Below are 16784 nucleotides of genomic sequence, written 5' to 3' on the forward strand. Positions count from 1 at the left end.
TATGGTACGACAGGTGAGATCACTCATACTTTGGACACTGATCTACCGCTTTCGCAGAAGGCTTACGATCGTAGTGGTATTGCTCTCCATGGTACTGCTGTCACAGTGGATCTATGGGGATATCGTTGAGTATCTGAAGCTTTCAGGTAATGTCGCGTATCTTTCCTATGTATTGGTAGGTAAGTGGACCGTGATCTTTTCCAATATCGCTCTTTCAGCCTATCTGATACTGACAATGTTCCGAAAAGAGGAAAAGAGAGAGAAAAAAGGTAAATCAAAAGAGAAACCTAGTGATCAGGAGAGGATATCCGTAGATACTCTGAGTGCTAGAGAACGCTCTTTTTTAACACGGAAGCTGCGTTCCGAAGCCGAGATTTTGATGGACAAAAAATAATCTTTGATGCTTTCCTCTCCATATCTACTGACAGGGGATGAATACGATCGTTTATATTCTTCTCTTACTCCTTGTGAGAATGCGCCCTGACCGAAGGGAGGAAGTGCCCTTCGGGTGTATATCTTCAGTTTATGTTAGAGCAACAGCTATAATTCATCATGAGATGGATCCAACTGGATTTTATGTTCCTTGTTTTTCTTTTAGCAGAAAAAGAAAAACGAGCGAATCTAAAAAAGGAAATGTGAGCGACATGATCTTGTAAGTGTTGCATTGTATGCTCGCTCGTTTATTGGTGAAGTGTATGATCTATGAAGTTATAAGTAAATTTATTGCTTGTTTTTATTTTGATTATGTTTATAAGAAGTGGCGCGGCGGACGAGACTCGAACTCGCGACCCCCTGCGTGACAGGCAGGTATTCTAACCAACTGAACTACCGCCGCGTAGTTGTGGCTGCTATTGCTTTTAACGAAACTGGTTTCGTAAGCCCTCTGCTGAAGAGAACACAGCGTTAGCGTAGCAAAATCGGACTTTGTTCGATTTGCGTTATTTAAATGGTGGTCGCTACAAGACTCGAACTTGTGACATCTACCTTGTAAGGGTAGCGCTCTACCAACTGAGCTAAGCGACCAATGATGGGATTTGTTTAGGTGGTGACCCATCATGGATTCGAACCATGGGCCCACTCCTTAAAAGGGAGTTGCTCTACCAACTGAGCTAATAGGTCATCTAAACAAAATTAAGTGGCGCGGCGGACGAGACTCGAACTCGCGACCCCCTGCGTGACAGGCAGGTATTCTAACCAACTGAACTACCGCCGCACCGAAATGTAAAATGGTGGTCGCTACAAGACTCGAACTTGTGACATCTACCTTGTAAGGGTAGCGCTCTACCAACTGAGCTAAGCGACCAATAGTGGGATTTGTTTAGGTGGTGACCCATCATGGATTCGAACCATGGGCCCACTCCTTAAAAGGGAGTTGCTCTACCAACTGAGCTAATAGGTCATCTAAACAAAATTAAGTGGCGCGGCGGACGAGACTCGAACTCGCGACCCCCTGCGTGACAGGCAGGTATTCTAACCAACTGAACTACCGCCGCACCATAATCTCAAACTTTAATTTGAGCTTAAATTATACTCACCTTAACCTTAAATTAAGACAAGATTTTAATGGTGGTCGCTACAAGACTCGAACTTGTGACATCTACCTTGTAAGGGTAGCGCTCTACCAACTGAGCTAAGCGACCGTAACTGTTTAATTTGGCGACCCCTAGAGGATTTGAACCTCTGTATCTGCGATGAAAACGCAGTATCCTTGGCCACTAGATGAAAGGGTCATCTAGATCCAAACAGTCATAAATTAAATGGTGACCCATCATGGATTCGAACCATGGGCCCACTCCTTAAAAGGGAGTTGCTCTACCAACTGAGCTAATAGGTCAATACTCGCACTTACACTTTCGAATAAGTGGACGGAATTATAGCTCAGAAAGCTTTTATTGTCAAGAGATTTTCGGAAAAAAACGACTATTTTACATTTTTTTCTAAAAGCTCAATGGCAAAACGTGTAGCCTGCTCCTGAACTTGATGCCTGTCACCTTTAAAAAGACAGTGATGTATGTCACTGTTTCCATCAGGTGTCAATAGACCTATATATACTGTACCTACAGGTTTCAACTCAGTTCCTCCCGTTGGCCCAGCGATACCGGAGACTGCCAGAGTATAGTCTGAAGAAGCCATTTTCTGCATCCCTCTTAACATATACTCCACACACTCCTGGCTGACTGCACCTTTTGTCTCGAGAATCTCTTTTGGTACACCCAGCCACTCCTCTTTGATCTTATTGGCATAGGTGACACAGGAACCGTACAGAATATTGGAGGAGCCTGAGACTGCAGTAAAGGCGGAGGCAATGCGTCCTCCGGTACAGCTCTCCGCAAAACTGACAGTTTGCTCTTTGCTACTTAGTATTTCGATAAGGTCTTCAACGGATTTTTCTAGATTTTTCATATAGGGAGTATAACATAGATATCGCTATGTCAATCATATGATATACCGTTTAAGCATGTGACTTGTCATATGCAGATATCTTATAGTTGTTCCTTGGTTAAAGCAGCTAGCGAGGAAGCGTAGTTTTTTGGACTTATTATAAAAGCGTTTTATAATACTCTTTTGGGTACAATCACGAGATAATTATCACGAGGTAAATCACCGCACTAGATACCTACCCGAGCATTTAAAAGATTGAAAAATGGTGAGATGTGAGTGAAGAAACCTGAAGGACTACCTGTAGGTAATTCGAAGATTTTCTTGCTTGCAGATCGCTCTTTTCCGTTCTTCCCAAAGGGTGCAGTGCTTTCGCCCATAACCTGTGTTGGATTTTTTCGAATTAGCTACGGCTACTCCTTATAAAAATCTGCCTTGATTCTGAACGAAATTACTGCATTAAATATTCGGTTAGGTATCTACTACGATGATAAACCTCATTTCAAGGTGTTATCACAGATGGATTTTAAAGAGACGTTACTCCTTCCAAAAACAGACTTCCCAATGCGCGGAAACCTCCCCAATAATGAACCAAAAAAATATAGTGCCTGGTTTGATGCCGATATCTATGAGCAGATGAAAGCAAAACGTGCCGGTGCTGAGATGTTCACACTGCATGATGGACCTCCGTATGCAAACGGTGATATCCATATCGGACATGCCCTTAACAAGATACTCAAGGACATTATCCTCAAGTATAACTACTTTCAGGGGAGAGCAGTACGTATGACCCCGGGCTGGGACTGTCACGGATTGCCGATCGAGCAAAAAGTTGAAGAGAAGCTTGGAAAATCAAAAAAAGAGGCAATGCCGACAGAGAAGTTCAGAGAGCTTTGTAGGGCACACGCAGCGAAGTTCGTCGATCTGCAAAGGGAAGGGTTTAAATCACTCGGATGTATCGCTGACTGGGATAACCCTTATGTAACGATGGACTTCAAGTTTGAAGCAAATATCTACAGAACACTTTGTGAGGTAGCAAAGAGAGGATTGTTGGTAGAGCGTCATAAACCGATCTTCTGGTCATGGGCTGCACAAACTGCATTGGCTGATGCAGAGGTGGAGTACGAGGACAAAGAGGACTACTCTATCTATGTACACTTTGAACTCAGTGACGCAGCCAAAGAGAAGATCGGAGTCGAGGGTAAAGCCGGAGTTGTGATCTGGACAACGACTCCATGGACACTTCCTTCAAACACAGGTATCGCGATCAACCCTGAAGAGATGTATGTGCTCACAGAGGATGGACATATCGTGGCTGAAGCGAGATATGATGCAATGATCGAAGAGGGTGTTGTAAGCGGACATGCAAGCAGAAAGCTTACGGCCAGAGAGTTGGACGGGCTTCTAGCGATCAACCCGCTCAACGGACGCAGTTCCAAAATAGTACTGGGTGAGCACGTAACAATGGATGGCGGTACAGGGTGTGTACATACTGCACCGGGGCACGGTGAAGATGACTACAAAGTAGGGCTTAAGAATGGTCTTGATGTTGTCATGCCTGTGGATGAGAGAGGGTGCTATGATGAATCTGTAGTAGGTCTCAACCTTCTTCCGGATGCGCAAGAGTTTGTAGGGATGCATATCTTCAAGGCAAACGAGCCGATTCTGGAACTGCTTGGAGAGAACCTGCTCAAACAAAGCAAGTTTGTTCACTCATACCCACACTGTTGGAGAACGAAAAAACCTTTGATCTACAGAGCAACGAACCAATGGTTTATCTCTGTAGACGACACGGCAAAAGGTGAAGATAAATCTCTACGTCAAACAGCCCTTGATGCGATCGAAGATGTGGCATTCTTCCCGGCTTCGGCTAAGAACAGACTCAAGCCGATGATCGAAGGACGTCCGGACTGGTGTATCTCACGTCAGAGAAGCTGGGGGGTACCGATCGCATTCTTTAGAAGCAAGAGTACCAAAGAGGTGATCCTGGATGAAGAGGTACTGGCACATATCGCATCATTCTTTGATGAGAAGGGTGCAGATGCATGGTATGAGATGAGTATCGCTGAACTGTTGCCTGAAGGAAGCAAATACAATCCGGATGATCTTGAGAAGATTAATGATATTCTTGATGTATGGTTTGATAGCGGTTCAACGTGGAACTCTGTGATCAAGAGCGGTAACTACGATGCAGGAGAGTATCCGACATCACTTTACATCGAGGGAAGTGACCAGCATAGAGGTTGGTTCCAAAGCTCACTGCTGCTCTCTTCAGCGATTGAAGGCAAGTCCCCGTATAAGACACTGATCACTCACGGCTTTACCGTGGATGAGAAGGGTGAGAAGATGTCCAAGTCAAAAGGGAATGTTGTCGCTCCTGACAAGGTAGTGAATCAGTACGGTTCAGAGATCCTCAGACTTTGGGTTGCACTCTCTGATTATCAATCTGACCTGAAGATCTCAGATAACATCTTGAAGCAGACAGCCGAGCAGTATAGAAAGATCCGTAATACCTTTAGATTCCTGCTTGCCAACGTAGATGACCTGGATGCGATAGTTTCAGTTGAGTCTTATGGAGAGCTGGATAGATGGATCCTTGCAAAAGCAGGGGAGGTGTTTGCCTCAGTGAAAGCATCTTTTGAGGCAAATGATTTCCTTAAAGGATTCGCAATACTTAACCACTTCCTAACCAATGAACTCTCCGGTATCTATATGGATATCTGTAAAGACAGACTCTACTGTGATGCAAAAGAGAGTACGACAAGAAGAGCAGCTCAGTCAGCAATGGCATTGATCGCCAAGTCTATGTTGGGTCTTGTCGCACCGGTACTAACCTATACGGCAGATGAGATCCTGGAGTATGCACCTAAGATCTTCAAAGGTGATATGGAAAATATCTTCGATCTCGTTTATGAGACACTACCGGCAGTAGAAACACCGTTTGATCTCTCTTCTCTTATGGAGATCAGAGAAGGGTTCTATGAAGAGGTTGATAAACTCAGAAAAGAGAAGATCATTAAAGCAACACTTGAACTTGAACTTGTCGGAGATATCGACGGCTTTAAGAGTGAGAAAGATATGGAAGACTGGTTTGTCGTATCAGCTGTGAAGTCAGAGAGTGAAGGGGTGAAGCTGGCGAGCTTTGAAGTAGATGGAAAAACCTATAGTATTCATAAAGCAACGGCACACAAATGTCCTAGATGTTGGAAGTTTGTATCTGAGAGTGAAGAGGAAGCGTGTGCCAGATGTGCTGAGGTAGTAGGCTAATGTTTGATCTAAGCCAACCTGTACCAAATGAAGTGATTATAGGATCGATCGCTATCATTTTTGTATTGGTAGCTGTAGGTTTAGGTATCGTAGCGTATTATAAGAATAAACTTGGGAAATAAGGAAGAAAGAGTGATCACATTAAAAGAAGCATTAACAAAGTCCAAAGAAGAGCTGGCCCAACTCAGAACTGAGCTTGAAGAGAAGGCAAAAGCATCAGATATCAATGCCTATATAGGATTTGAGAGCTCAGGTGAGGGTGTGCCTATCTTGATCAAAGACAACATTCAGGTAAAAGGATGGTCTGTTACTTCAGCATCGAAGATCCTTCAAGGGTATATCGCCCCTTATGAAGCTACAGCGATCAAAAACCTGAAAGAGAAAGGGATGATGGCCTTTGGTAGAGCAAATATGGATGAGTTTGCGATGGGGTCGACGACGGAGAGTTCATGCTATGGTATCACTAAAAACCCGCACGATACAAGCAGGGTACCGGGAGGGAGTTCGGGCGGATCAGCTGCTGCAGTAGCGGCAGGTATCGCTATCGCAGCACTTGGTTCAGATACGGGTGGATCTATCCGTCAGCCTGCGGCATACTGTGGTGTAGTAGGAATGAAACCGACCTACGGACGTGTAAGCCGTTACGGACTTGCCGCATATGCTTCAAGTCTTGACCAGATAGGTCCGATCACACAAAACGTGGAAGATGCGGCGATCCTCTATGATGCGATCAAAGGACATGATGAGAAAGACTCGACATCAGCGGATTTTGAGATCGAGGATATTGCAAACAGTATGGACCCGGATAGAAAACTGACCATTGCAGTGATCGATAACTATATCTCTGAAGCTGACGAGGATGTAAAGAAAGCCTATGCGGATACAATAAAAGCACTTGAAGAGGCAGGTCATACGGTTGTGCATAAAACGATGCAGAATACCAAGTATGATATCGCTACCTACTATATCCTGGCAACAGCGGAAGCCGCAACAAACCTGGCAAGATTTGACGGTGTAAGATATGGAACCAGAGCTGAGTCAAAAACGACTGAGGAGCTCTTCTTCCACACAAGAAGTGAGGGATTCGGTGAAGAGGTAAAACGCCGTATCCTTCTTGGAAACTTCGTTCTCTCCTCAGGTTTTTATGATGCTTACTACCTCAAGGCACAGAAAGTAAGACACCTGATCCAGGCTGAATTCAATGCCATCTTTGATGAATGTGATCTTATCCTCTCTCCTGTTGCCCCATCCGTGGCACCAAAGATCGGAGCGAACGAAGATCCGTTAGAGATGTACAAGAGCGATATGTATACGATTGCGATCAACCTTGTGGGACTTCCTGCCATTTCACTTCCGGTAGGCAAAAACGCTGAGGGTATGCCGGTCGGTCTACAGCTTATTGGTAAGAAATTTGATGAAAAAACCCTGTTTGACGGTGCTCTGAGTATGGAAAGAGCTGTAAACTATAATAAGAGCTAAGCTTTTTCTGAGGTGAAAGCCGAAGCTTTAGTGAGAGGAATTGATAAGGAGCTTTGCTTCTTATCAAGAAGAAAATAATCTATAAACTTAAGAAAGGATCACACAATAATGAATATTAAAAAAAGAGCACTGACATTTGAAGATGTACTACTCGTACCACAGCACTCAACTGTACTTCCAAAAGAGGTAAGTATCAAAACAAACCTTACAAAGCGTGTTACGCTTAATACACCAATTGTATCTGCAGCGATGGATACGGTAACAGAGTACAGAGCAGCGATTGCTATGGCACATCTTGGAGGGATCGGTATCATCCATAAAAATATGGATATCGAATCTCAGGCAAAACAGGTCATGAAGGTGAAAAAAAGCGAGAGCGGTATTATTATTGATCCTATCTATATTGCTCCGGAGAAAAGTGTAGCCGAAGCAGATGCTTTGATGGCAGAGTATAGAATCTCCGGTGTACCTGTAGTGGATGCAGAGATGAAACTCATCGGGATCATCACAAACCGTGATATGCGTTTCATTACAGATATGACGCAAAAGGTTTCCGATGTTATGACACCTGCACCGCTTATCACTGCAAAAGTAGGTACGACACTGGATGAAGCGGCTAAAATGCTTCAAGAGCATAAAGTAGAGAAGCTTCCTCTTGTTGATGACAACGGTGTACTTCAGGGACTTGTAACGATCAAAGACATCGAGAAGCGTGAGAAGTTCCCAAATGCCAACAAAGATGAACACGGGCGTCTTAGAGTAGGTGCTGCGATCGGTGTTGGTCAACTTGATCGTGCCAGAGCATTGGTAGATGCAGGAGTGGATGTGATCGTCCTTGACTCGGCACACGGTCACTCTCAAGGGATCATGGATACAGTGAAAATGATCAAAGCAGAGCTTGATATCGATGTGATCGCAGGGAATATTGCCAGCGGTGCAGCGGCGAAAGATCTGATCGAAGCCGGTGCGGATGGTGTAAAAGTAGGTATCGGACCTGGTTCGATCTGTACAACACGTGTCGTAGCAGGTGTGGGTGTACCTCAAATGTCTGCGATCGATGAAGTTGCAGAGGTTGCAAATGCAGCGGGCGTACCGGTCATAGCAGATGGTGGTATCAGATACTCAGGTGACGTAGCGAAAGCATTGGCAGTAGGTGCAAGCTCAGTGATGCTTGGTAGTGCACTGGCAGGTACCTACGAAGCACCGGGTGAGATGATCCTTTTCAACGGTAGACAGTTCAAAGAGTACAGAGGAATGGGAAGTATCGGTGCGATGACCAAAGGAAGTACGGACAGATACTTCCAGGAAGGTACGGCAGCAGACAAGCTTGTTCCGGAAGGGATCGAAGGACGTGTACCGTACAGAGGTAGAATCGGTGATGTGATTCACCAGATGATTGGAGGGCTAAGATCTTCTATGGGGTACTGCGGTTCAAAAGACATCAAGACATTCTGGGAAAAAGCAGAGTTTGTTGAGATCACATCCGCAGGACTTAAAGAGTCCCACGTGCACGATGTAACGATCACCAAAGAGTCTCCAAACTATTTTTCATAATCTAGTGTGCTTCTGAATTCTCCAACTTTTTGTTGGAGAATAGTTATTCCGATACAAATTCCTGATTGGTTTTTTATACAATAAAATGTCTCTTCCCCTTTTTTAATCAATAGATTCTATGAGATGCTCGTTTAAATAGATACATCATTATGGACTTTTTTATTTCAGTCCCGGAAGAATATCATACCGACGGTTTACATTTTATTGTCATCTAATGAGGGAATATAAGGGATAACTGTATCAAATCGGAGTACGTCTTGAGTCTTGGAAGAGAGGTAATGAGAATGCAAGTAATTACAAGCATTCAAAAGCTATAATTGACCTAATATTATCAGATAAGGAACGCTAATGGAGCAACAAACACTTGCGATTCATGCGGGATATGAGAAAGATGCACAGGGTACGATGGCCGTACCTATCTACCAGAGTACAGCCTATGAGTTCAGAGATACAGAGCATGCTGCAAACCTTTTTGAGTTGAAAGAGCTCGGAAATATCTATACAAGATTGATGAACCCTACAACAGATGTTTTTGAGAAACGTTTTGCTGCACTTGAAGGCGGAGCAGCAGCTGTCGGTACGGCATCAGGTATGGCAGCGATCTTTTATGCGATTGCCAATGTCGCAGAAGCGGGTGACAATATTGTCGTTGCGAAGCAGGTTTATGGCGGTACGACGACACTTACCGGGCATACGATCAAAAGGTTTGGGATAGAGACACGTTATTTTGATGTACAAAACCCTAATGAACTGGAAGCGCTTATCGATGCAAAGACGAAACTGATCTTATTTGAGAGTATTACCAACCCGAGTGTAGATGTCGCGGACTTTGATGCGATTACAGAGATTGCTGAGAGACATGATATCCTGACTTGTGTGGACAACACGGTAGCGACACCTATCTTTTGCAACCCGCTCAGCCTTGGATGTGATCTGGTCGTACACTCGGCAAGTAAATATACGACAGGGCAGGGGCTTGCCATCGGCGGGATCATCGTAGAGAGAGAAAATCTGGTTGAGAAGATCAAAGATAATCCGCGCTATTACCATTTCAACGAACCTGATGAGAGTTATCACGGGCTTGTCTACTCTGACCTTCCTCTCCCGCTCTTTTGTCTGAGAGTAAGGTTGTCTCTGCTGCGTGATCTTGGTGCCGCACCGAGTCCGTTCAACTCCTGGCTCTATATCCAGGGGCTGGAGACACTTTCTCTTCGTATGAGACAGCACTCTGATTCTGCATTGGCGATTGCAAAATTCCTTGAAGCACATCCAAAAGTGAAAAAGGTAAACTATCCGGGGCTTGAGTCTGACCATAACTATGTGATGGGGCAGAACTATTTCAAGGGAGGACACAGTGGACTACTCTCCTTTGAAGTAGAGGACAAAGAGACCGCTCAGAAGATAGCAGATGCCACAAAGATCTTTTCACTCGTGGTAAATATCGGTGACAGCAAATCCATCATTACCCACCCGGCTTCAACGACACATCAACAGCTCTCAGCCCAAGAGCTTATCGATGCAGGTGTTCCGGGCGGCTTGGTAAGACTCTCCGTAGGGCTTGAGGATACTCAAGACTTGATGGATGACCTGGAACAGGCACTGAATCAATGATCATATCGGGGGTAGATCCTCTACGCCCCCTAAGAGGCAGAAAATCTTCTACTCGATTTAAACCCAAATTGGATAAAATAGCGCTATTAACAAATACCGGTAAAAGCAGTTTATGAAAATCGAAACAAAAATCGCACATTTTAGCAGCCCGCTGTATCTTGAGAGTGGACGTATCCTAGAGCCTTATGAGATCGCCTATGAGACGTATGGAGAACTCAATGAAGAGAGATCAAATGTTATTTTGATCTGTCATGCACTCAGTGGTTCTCACCATGCTGCAGGACTTTACGAAGGTGACAGAAAACCGGGCTGGTGGGATGGTCTGATCGGTGATGGAAAAGCGATCGATACGACGAAGTATTTTGTGATCTGCAGCAATACGATCGGATCATGTTTTGGCAGTACGGGACCGATGAGTGACAACTATCCGAGTGAGGAGCCTTACCGTCTGAAATTTCCTGTAGTCACGATCAAAGATATGGTCCGTGCACAGATGCATCTGCTTTCCAACCATCTTGGTATCTACCATGTACGTGCGATCATAGGTGGTTCCATGGGGGGAATGCAGGCACTTCAGTTTGCGGTAGACTATCCGAATTTTGCCGATGAGATCATCTCGCTTGCAGCAACCTATGCGACACGTCCATGGACGATGGCTTTTAATAAAGTAGCGATGGAAGCGATCCGTAAAGACCCCAGGTTCAAGCATGGGAATTACGAACGAGATGCATTTAAAGAGGAGGGGCTTGACGGGCTTGCGATCGGTCGTATCGCAGGGCATATCTCTTATCTCTCACCTGAGTCAATGGATAAGAAGTTTGGAAGAAATTATGTCAATAATGACGGGCTTTTTGAACTTTTCGGACGCTATGAAGTAGAGCGTTATATGGAGTACAATACGGCTAACTTTGCACGCATGTTTGACCCTCTCAGTTATCTCTATATCGTTAAAGCGATCAATACATTCAATCTCAGCCGCGGGTACGACTCTCTGCATGATGCGATCTCACGTATCAAGGCAAATGTTCATTTGATCAGTTTTGAGACAGACTACCTTTTCTTCCCTTCTGAGATGGCACATATCGCGAAGATGCTGGAGAGAAACGGGCAGCCTTATAGTTATAAAGAGGTGGAGAGTGACTATGGACATGATGCATTTTTGGTAGAATTAGATAAGTTTGAAGAGGATATAAGGAGAGTCTTATCATGAAAAACGAAAGTTTCGAAGAGAAGTTGGAACATTCAAAAGCACTGCTTGAGAAGCTGATGAAGCCGGATATTACACTGGAAGAGTCCGTCAAACTTTATGAAGAAGGGCTTACCACGATCAAAGAGGCACAGAAACTTATCGAAGAGGCGAAGATCAAAGTCTCAGTGATAGAACAGTCCAATCAAGATGTGAGTGATGCATAAACGACTTGTTGTAGCCGCACTTCAACTGCCTACACTGGGGATGAATGCGACGAGACTGGAGTTCTATCTTAAGCAGGCCTTTCAAAGAAAAGCTGATGTGATGCTGCTTGGAGAGTATGTACTCAACCACTTCTTTAAAGAGTTCGAGACGATGTCCAAAGCCATGCTCAAAGAGCAGACGCGCAAACATATCGAACTCTTAAAAAAGTTTGCCCAAAAATATGAGATTACTTTTATCGCACCGATCATTTTGACCAAAAAAGACGGGTTTCACAAAACCATTGCCAAGGTCACTCCCAAAAGTATCAGCTATTATGAACAGCAGATACTACTCCCTTATGCACACTGGAATGAAAAGAAGTTTTTTTCCAACGATACAAGCGATAAGCTCAAGTCCCCTATGAGTTTTTCAATCAAGGGGTTCAAGGTGATGGTGATGGGCGGGTTTGAACTGCACTTTGATTACTTTTGGCAAAAAGTCACAGAGAAAAAAGCAGACCTTGTACTATTGCCTACTGCTTCGACCTTTGGTTCCCACAACAGGTGGAGAGAGATCATTAAGACCAAAGCGTTTCTGCACAGCTGTTTCATTTTGAGGGCCAACCGGCTGGGTGAATACCAGGATGAGGATGTCAAGTGGAGGTTTTATGGTGACACCATGCTTGTCAACCCGGAAGGTGAGGTAGAGATGGTGCTTGAAGACAAAGAGTCGATGCTGGTTGAAGTGATAGAAAAATCCGAGGTCAGTGAACACCGTAAAGCATGGGCATTTGAACGAGAATTGAAAGGACGGATATGATGCAAGAGATGGCAACACAGGAAGAGTATTTTAATCGTCAGATCCAACTATGGGGTTCGAACGTACAGCAGAGCCTTCAGAAAAAAAAGATCGCGATTATCGGTTCGGGAGGACTGGGGTGCAGTCTGGCAATGGCACTGGGAACTTCTGGGATCGGTGAGATCCATATGGTGGATTTCGATACGGTATCGGATCACAATATCCATCGTCAGATCGCCTTTACGCTTGAAGATGAAGGAAAGAACAAGGCTAAAACCGTAGCAGCGCTGATAGAGAAGAAAAATCCTTTTGTCAAAGCAGTCGCTTTTGACATGGACTTTGAAGCGTTTACAGCTATGGGAAACAGCTATGATCTGATCCTCGATGCGACGGATAATCTTCCTGCAAGGGGCCAAATAGATAACTTTGCCAAAAAGAATGAAATCCCCTGGATCTATGCCAGTGTAGAAGAGTTCAACGGTCAGGTCTGTTTCTTTGAAAACTCAAGCTTTCAGGTCTTTAACCTCTCTGATCATAAACCGGGAGGTATCGCAGCACCGATCGTGATGCATATCGCTTCCCTCCAGGCCAACCTGGCACTCAGATATCTGGCCGGCTTACCTGTAGTCAAAGATAAACTCTACTATCTTTACTTCAACGGTGAAGGGGAGTTGATCACACAGAAGTTTGGAATGCCAACAGCCTAAAGATGATAAAATAACGAAAAAAAGGAGCCAAGATAATGAAACTGAAGTTACTCTTTTTTACGATACTTTCACTCTTTTTTGTCAGTTGTACGCAGGAGACACAAAACTCTTTGAACCGTTCATTGCAGAACTGGACAGGAACGAACGGTGTACTGGATGTCTATGCGGGAGAAAAGCTGGTGCATCGTTTTATCAAAATTGATAAACTCTCTACAGCGTACGGTACAAATGACAGTGATATGAGACCATACCGTTATGGATACGGCATCGATGATCTTAATTTTAACTATAAAAAAGATGAAGGGGAAAAGAAAGTCTATTTCGAGTTTTCCGATTACTCGACCTCTTACATCTTTTATGAAAGAAATACAAAGTAGAAGATCATAACCAATCAAACACATTGAAAAGGATAGACAGAATGAAAGAAATAGCAACAAAAGAAGCACCGCAGGCAATAGGACCATACTCTCAAGCAATAGAAGCAAATGGTTTTATCTTTACCTCAGGACAGATCGCATTGACACCTGAAGGTACTCTTGTAGAAGGTGATGTGGTAACACAAGCGCATCAAGTGATGAAAAACCTCTACTATGTACTGGAAGCTGCAGGGGCACACTTTAATGATGTGGTGAAGACAACGATCTTTTTGGCAGATATGAATGATTTTGAAAAAGTGAATGAAGTCTATGCACACTATTTCGGTCTGCATAAACCTGCCAGAAGTACGGTTGCTGTAAAAACTTTGCCTAAGAATGTACTTGTAGAGATTGAGTGTATCGCGCTTGGCGGAGCGAATTATACCTTCTAACCGGAAAATAAGTTTAGTTTAAAATTAAATTAAAACTTGTTTGGGTATAATCACGAACTTTTAAAATTCGTAGTAAAGGGTTTGCAATGTACGCAATCATTAAAGCAAGTGGCCAACAGTTCAAAGTACAAGAGGGTGATATCATCGCTTTCGACAACATGAACCTTGAGCCAAAAGCAGCAGTAGAATTCAAAGAAGTTCTAGCAATCGACAATGGCGAACTAACTGTAGGAACTCCTTTTGTAGAGGGTGCTGTAGTTAAAGGTGAAGTGATCAACGAAGGTAGAGATAAAAAAGTGATCATTTACAAAAAAAGAAGAAGAAAAGATTCTAAGCTAAAAAGAGGTTTCAGAAGAGACTTCACTAGAGTAAGAATTACTTCAATCGCATAATTTAAAGAAGGAGAAGAGATGGCACATAAGAAAGGTCAAGGATCAACTCAGAATAACCGTGATTCGGCAGGACGTCGTTTAGGTGTTAAAAAAGCTGGTGGTGAAGCGGTAGTACCGGGAAATATCATCATTAGACAAAGAGGTACAAAAGTAAGACCAGGTAATGGTGTTGGTATGGGTAAAGACCACACAATCTTCGCAATGGTAGAAGGTGTAGTTAAATTTGAAAACCACACTGCAAAACAGAAAAAAGTTTCTGTAGTACCTGCATAATTCTTTATACTTCGGTCCGGCATTTTGCCGGACCTTCTTTTCATACATATTCAATTTTCAACTCAATTTTTCATTTTCATATAGTTCGCGGATAGTGCTATACAGTAATAGATAGCAGTTTATATGTTTTGATAGAGACTTCATTATAACTATTTTTTGATTTTCGATATAATTCTACAATTTATTGATCATCGTGATAGTGCGAGAGATTTTTCATATATTTAAAGGTTTTTATAGATGTTTGTAGATAGTGTAGAACTTACCGTAAGCTCGGGTAAGGGTGGTGCAGGGTGTGTTTCATTCTGGACAGAGAAGTTTGTTGTCAAAGGGGGACCTGACGGCGGTGATGGCGGCCGTGGAGGTTCCGTCTATTTTAAAGTAGATAACAACACTGATACGCTCTCCGCACTTCGTGGACGTAACCATATCAAAGCGGAGAACGGAAGACCCGGAGAGGGTCGTAAGAAGTACGGACGTAAAGGAAAAGATACGACGATTATCGTACCTCCCGGAACCACCGTGGTTGATGCAGAGACAGGAGAAGAGCTCTTTGACCTGCTGGAAGAGGGTGAAAAAGTACTCTTTTTGGAAGGTGGAAAAGGCGGTCTTGGAAATATGCACTTCAAAAATGCCAGCAATCAAAGACCGACCTACGCGCAGCCTGGTCTTCCCGGGATCACTAAAGAGATCCGACTTGAGATGAAAATGATCGCAGATGTAGGTCTGGTCGGCTATCCGAATGTAGGTAAGTCAACACTGATCTCTACACTTTCAAATGCCAAACCTCAAGTAGCCAACTATGAGTTTACGACATTGACACCGAAACTTGGTGTTGTCAATGTCGGTGACTTTGATTCATTTATGATGGCCGATATCCCGGGTATCATCGAGGGAGCAAGTGACGGTAGAGGATTGGGATTGGAGTTCTTACGTCATATCGAACGTACGAAAACACTGCTTTTGCTGATCGATGCGGCAAACTATAGAGAGATGCAATACCAATATGAATCACTCCTGGTGGAACTGGAACGCTACTCCGATAAATTGGCAAAACGAAAATATGCCATAGCGATCACGAAGACCGATGCCTTCAGCGTCGAAGAGGTGAATACGTTGACAGATAAGTTCCTGAATGATATCGGGCTCACTGCAAATGAGACACTTCATCAGTTCAAAGCAGACAAGAACTACACCTCTTACGGGTTTGAAAAAGACTTTGGGGTGAAGCTGCCTCAAGATAAACCTCTCTTTGTAATGCCGATCTCATCGGTCACACACTTTAATACAGAGGCGTTACGTTATGCGTTGAATGATATTGTCAAAGCAGTGAAAGAAGAGGAACAAGAGGAGGCTTGATGAGTCGCGTCGTTATCAAAGTAGGTTCTCATGTACTGACGGAGGATGGGATGATCGCTAAGCGCCGTATGCTGGCACTTGTGGAGATGATCTCACTTTTGAAAGCAGAGGGATATGAGGTGATATTGGTCAGTTCCGGTGCCGTAGCTGCAGGATATACAAAACTGCCGCTTGAGCGTAACAACGTAGCTAACAGACAGGCACTGGCTGCCATCGGTCAGCCTCTGTTACTGAAGATGTATCAAGAACAGTTTGAGATCTTTGAAGTGTTTTGTTCTCAGGTACTGCTGAGTGCAGATGTATTTGACTCGGAAAAGCCTATAGCTCATGCAAAAGTTGCGATTGATACACTCTTGGCAAATGGCGTAGTGCCAATCATCAATGAAAATGACACAGTAAGTATCGACGAGTTGGTCTTCGGAGACAACGATAGACTCTCTGCTCATGTTGCTCACTATTTTGATGCAGCGTTGCTGGTGATCCTTTCGGATATCGATGCATTCTATGATAAAGATCCAAATAGATATGATGATGCACAAAGAAGAATGGTGGTAAACCAGTTAAGTGAAGCAGAGCTTCAAGCAGAACATACACCGAATAACGAGTTTGCCACAGGCGGAATCGTCACGAAACTGCAGGCAGCAGATTTTCTGATGAAGCAGAACAGAGAGATGTACCTTGCCAGCGGATTTGATCTTAGCGATGTCAAGTCATTTCTGATAGACAAAGTTCACAACGGTGGAACACTTTTCACCACAACAAGATAA

General features: G+C 43.9%; 17 protein-coding genes and 10 tRNA genes. 16 read left to right on the forward strand and 11 right to left on the reverse strand.

Features of this window, described 5'->3' with window-relative positions:
* The first annotated feature begins 1 nt into the window (after nt 1).
* Nucleotides 2-394, forward strand: coding sequence for a hypothetical protein (locus AC4JOV_RS03035; RefSeq protein ID WP_229936610.1), 393 nt, complete (start codon nt 2-4; stop codon nt 392-394).
* A 364-nt stretch (nt 395-758) separates the two neighbouring features.
* On the opposite strand, the gene AC4JOV_RS03040 is transcribed toward AC4JOV_RS03035, so the two are convergent.
* The 11 genes from AC4JOV_RS03040 to AC4JOV_RS03090 form a co-directional block, all read right to left on the reverse strand.
* Nucleotides 759-835: transfer RNA gene (locus tag AC4JOV_RS03040), tRNA-Asp, on the reverse strand.
* Between the two features lie 112 nt (nt 836-947).
* Nucleotides 948-1023 (reverse strand) — tRNA-Val (locus AC4JOV_RS03045).
* A gap of 20 nt (nt 1024-1043) precedes the next feature.
* A tRNA-Lys gene (locus tag AC4JOV_RS03050) sits at nt 1044-1119 on the reverse strand.
* Between the two features lie 17 nt (nt 1120-1136).
* A tRNA-Asp gene (locus AC4JOV_RS03055) sits at nt 1137-1213 on the reverse strand.
* 14 nt (nt 1214-1227) lie between these two features.
* A tRNA-Val gene (locus AC4JOV_RS03060) sits at nt 1228-1303 on the reverse strand.
* 20 nt (nt 1304-1323) lie between these two features.
* Nucleotides 1324-1399, reverse strand: a tRNA-Lys gene (locus AC4JOV_RS03065).
* 17 nt (nt 1400-1416) lie between these two features.
* Nucleotides 1417-1493 (reverse strand) — tRNA-Asp (locus AC4JOV_RS03070).
* A gap of 71 nt (nt 1494-1564) precedes the next feature.
* Nucleotides 1565-1640, reverse strand: a tRNA-Val gene (locus AC4JOV_RS03075).
* A gap of 14 nt (nt 1641-1654) precedes the next feature.
* Nucleotides 1655-1730: transfer RNA gene (locus tag AC4JOV_RS03080), tRNA-Glu, on the reverse strand.
* Nucleotides 1731-1758: 28 nt separating this feature from the next.
* Nucleotides 1759-1834 (reverse strand) — tRNA-Lys (locus AC4JOV_RS03085).
* An 86-nt stretch (nt 1835-1920) separates the two neighbouring features.
* On the reverse strand, nt 1921-2403 hold the full coding sequence (locus AC4JOV_RS03090; protein WP_229936609.1) for a CinA family protein: 483 nt from the start codon (nt 2401-2403) through the stop codon (nt 1921-1923).
* Between the two features lie 495 nt (nt 2404-2898).
* Here AC4JOV_RS03090 and ileS point away from each other — a divergent pair, with 495 nt between their 5' ends.
* The 15 genes from ileS to proB all read left to right on the forward strand — a co-directional run bounded on the left by ileS (nt 2899) and on the right by proB (nt 16784).
* Entirely contained in the window at nt 2899-5646 is a 2748-nt protein-coding gene (gene ileS / locus AC4JOV_RS03095) for an isoleucine--tRNA ligase (protein WP_229936608.1), read from the forward strand.
* Nucleotides 5646-5768: a hypothetical protein gene (locus tag AC4JOV_RS03100; RefSeq protein WP_256444089.1), complete on the forward strand. Its 123-nt coding sequence runs from the start codon at nt 5646-5648 to the stop codon at nt 5766-5768. The genes ileS and AC4JOV_RS03100 overlap by 1 nt, the downstream gene beginning before the upstream one ends.
* Nucleotides 5769-5778: 10 nt before the next feature.
* Nucleotides 5779-7125, forward strand: a complete 1347-nt coding sequence (gatA, locus tag AC4JOV_RS03105) for an Asp-tRNA(Asn)/Glu-tRNA(Gln) amidotransferase subunit GatA (RefSeq protein WP_229936607.1) — start codon at nt 5779-5781, stop codon at nt 7123-7125.
* A gap of 108 nt (nt 7126-7233) precedes the next feature.
* On the forward strand, nt 7234-8679 hold the full coding sequence (gene guaB / locus AC4JOV_RS03110) for an IMP dehydrogenase (RefSeq protein WP_229936606.1): 1446 nt from the start codon (nt 7234-7236) through the stop codon (nt 8677-8679).
* A gap of 348 nt (nt 8680-9027) precedes the next feature.
* Complete coding sequence (locus AC4JOV_RS03115; RefSeq protein WP_229936605.1) at nt 9028-10290, forward strand: O-acetylhomoserine aminocarboxypropyltransferase/cysteine synthase family protein; 1263 nt, start codon at nt 9028-9030, stop codon at nt 10288-10290.
* Between the two features lie 112 nt (nt 10291-10402).
* Nucleotides 10403-11500, forward strand: coding sequence for a homoserine O-acetyltransferase MetX (gene metX / locus AC4JOV_RS03120; RefSeq protein WP_229936604.1), 1098 nt, complete (start codon nt 10403-10405; stop codon nt 11498-11500).
* On the forward strand, nt 11497-11703 hold the full coding sequence (gene xseB / locus AC4JOV_RS03125; RefSeq protein WP_229936603.1) for an exodeoxyribonuclease VII small subunit: 207 nt from the start codon (nt 11497-11499) through the stop codon (nt 11701-11703). Before metX ends, xseB begins: the two co-directional genes overlap by 4 nt.
* Entirely contained in the window at nt 11696-12502 is an 807-nt protein-coding gene (locus AC4JOV_RS03130) for a carbon-nitrogen hydrolase family protein (RefSeq protein WP_229936602.1), read from the forward strand. The genes xseB and AC4JOV_RS03130 overlap by 8 nt, the downstream gene beginning before the upstream one ends.
* Nucleotides 12499-13188: a HesA/MoeB/ThiF family protein gene (locus AC4JOV_RS03135; RefSeq protein WP_229936601.1), complete on the forward strand. Its 690-nt coding sequence runs from the start codon at nt 12499-12501 to the stop codon at nt 13186-13188. The genes AC4JOV_RS03130 and AC4JOV_RS03135 overlap by 4 nt, the downstream gene beginning before the upstream one ends.
* Before the next feature lie 35 nt (nt 13189-13223).
* On the forward strand, nt 13224-13565 hold the full coding sequence (locus tag AC4JOV_RS03140; protein ID WP_229936600.1) for a hypothetical protein: 342 nt from the start codon (nt 13224-13226) through the stop codon (nt 13563-13565).
* Nucleotides 13566-13606: 41 nt separating this feature from the next.
* Nucleotides 13607-13996 carry a RidA family protein gene (locus AC4JOV_RS03145; protein ID WP_229936599.1) on the forward strand — a complete coding sequence of 130 codons (390 nt, stop codon included), beginning with the start codon at nt 13607-13609 and terminating at the stop codon, nt 13994-13996.
* A gap of 86 nt (nt 13997-14082) precedes the next feature.
* A complete protein-coding gene (rplU, locus tag AC4JOV_RS03150) occupies nt 14083-14388 on the forward strand; it encodes a 50S ribosomal protein L21 (protein ID WP_229936598.1) in 306 nt (101 codons plus the stop codon).
* An 18-nt stretch (nt 14389-14406) separates the two neighbouring features.
* The gene (rpmA, locus tag AC4JOV_RS03155) at nt 14407-14661 is read left to right on the forward strand and encodes a 50S ribosomal protein L27 (protein WP_229936597.1); all 255 of its coding nucleotides are present in this window, start codon (nt 14407-14409) and stop codon (nt 14659-14661) included.
* A 237-nt stretch (nt 14662-14898) separates the two neighbouring features.
* The gene (obgE, locus tag AC4JOV_RS03160; RefSeq protein ID WP_229936596.1) at nt 14899-16017 is read left to right on the forward strand and encodes a GTPase ObgE; all 1119 of its coding nucleotides are present in this window, start codon (nt 14899-14901) and stop codon (nt 16015-16017) included.
* Nucleotides 16017-16784: a glutamate 5-kinase gene (gene proB / locus AC4JOV_RS03165; protein ID WP_229936595.1), complete on the forward strand. Its 768-nt coding sequence runs from the start codon at nt 16017-16019 to the stop codon at nt 16782-16784. The genes obgE and proB overlap by 1 nt, the downstream gene beginning before the upstream one ends.

It is taken from the genome of Sulfurovum sp. MH2-6 (assembly GCF_058374785.1).

Excerpts from the sequence above, each read along its gene's own strand:
- AC4JOV_RS03035 (WP_229936610.1), top strand. The coding sequence starts at position 2 with ATGGTACGACAGGTGAGATCACTCATACTTTGGACACTGATCTACCGC.
- AC4JOV_RS03090 (WP_229936609.1), bottom strand. The coding sequence starts at position 2,403 with ATGAAAAATCTAGAAAAATCCGTTGAAGACCTTATCGAAATACTAAGT.
- ileS (WP_229936608.1), top strand. The coding sequence starts at position 2,899 with ATGGATTTTAAAGAGACGTTACTCCTTCCAAAAACAGACTTCCCAATG.
- AC4JOV_RS03100 (WP_256444089.1), top strand. The coding sequence starts at position 5,646 with ATGTTTGATCTAAGCCAACCTGTACCAAATGAAGTGATTATAGGATCG.
- guaB (WP_229936606.1), top strand. The coding sequence starts at position 7,234 with ATGAATATTAAAAAAAGAGCACTGACATTTGAAGATGTACTACTCGTA.
- AC4JOV_RS03115 (WP_229936605.1), top strand. The coding sequence starts at position 9,028 with ATGGAGCAACAAACACTTGCGATTCATGCGGGATATGAGAAAGATGCA.
- metX (WP_229936604.1), top strand. The coding sequence starts at position 10,403 with ATGAAAATCGAAACAAAAATCGCACATTTTAGCAGCCCGCTGTATCTT.
- xseB (WP_229936603.1), top strand. The coding sequence starts at position 11,497 with ATGAAAAACGAAAGTTTCGAAGAGAAGTTGGAACATTCAAAAGCACTG.
- AC4JOV_RS03130 (WP_229936602.1), top strand. The coding sequence starts at position 11,696 with ATGCATAAACGACTTGTTGTAGCCGCACTTCAACTGCCTACACTGGGG.
- AC4JOV_RS03135 (WP_229936601.1), top strand. The coding sequence starts at position 12,499 with ATGATGCAAGAGATGGCAACACAGGAAGAGTATTTTAATCGTCAGATC.
- AC4JOV_RS03140 (WP_229936600.1), top strand. The coding sequence starts at position 13,224 with ATGAAACTGAAGTTACTCTTTTTTACGATACTTTCACTCTTTTTTGTC.
- AC4JOV_RS03145 (WP_229936599.1), top strand. The coding sequence starts at position 13,607 with ATGAAAGAAATAGCAACAAAAGAAGCACCGCAGGCAATAGGACCATAC.
- rplU (WP_229936598.1), top strand. The coding sequence starts at position 14,083 with ATGTACGCAATCATTAAAGCAAGTGGCCAACAGTTCAAAGTACAAGAG.
- rpmA (WP_229936597.1), top strand. The coding sequence starts at position 14,407 with ATGGCACATAAGAAAGGTCAAGGATCAACTCAGAATAACCGTGATTCG.
- obgE (WP_229936596.1), top strand. The coding sequence starts at position 14,899 with ATGTTTGTAGATAGTGTAGAACTTACCGTAAGCTCGGGTAAGGGTGGT.
- proB (WP_229936595.1), top strand. The coding sequence starts at position 16,017 with ATGAGTCGCGTCGTTATCAAAGTAGGTTCTCATGTACTGACGGAGGAT.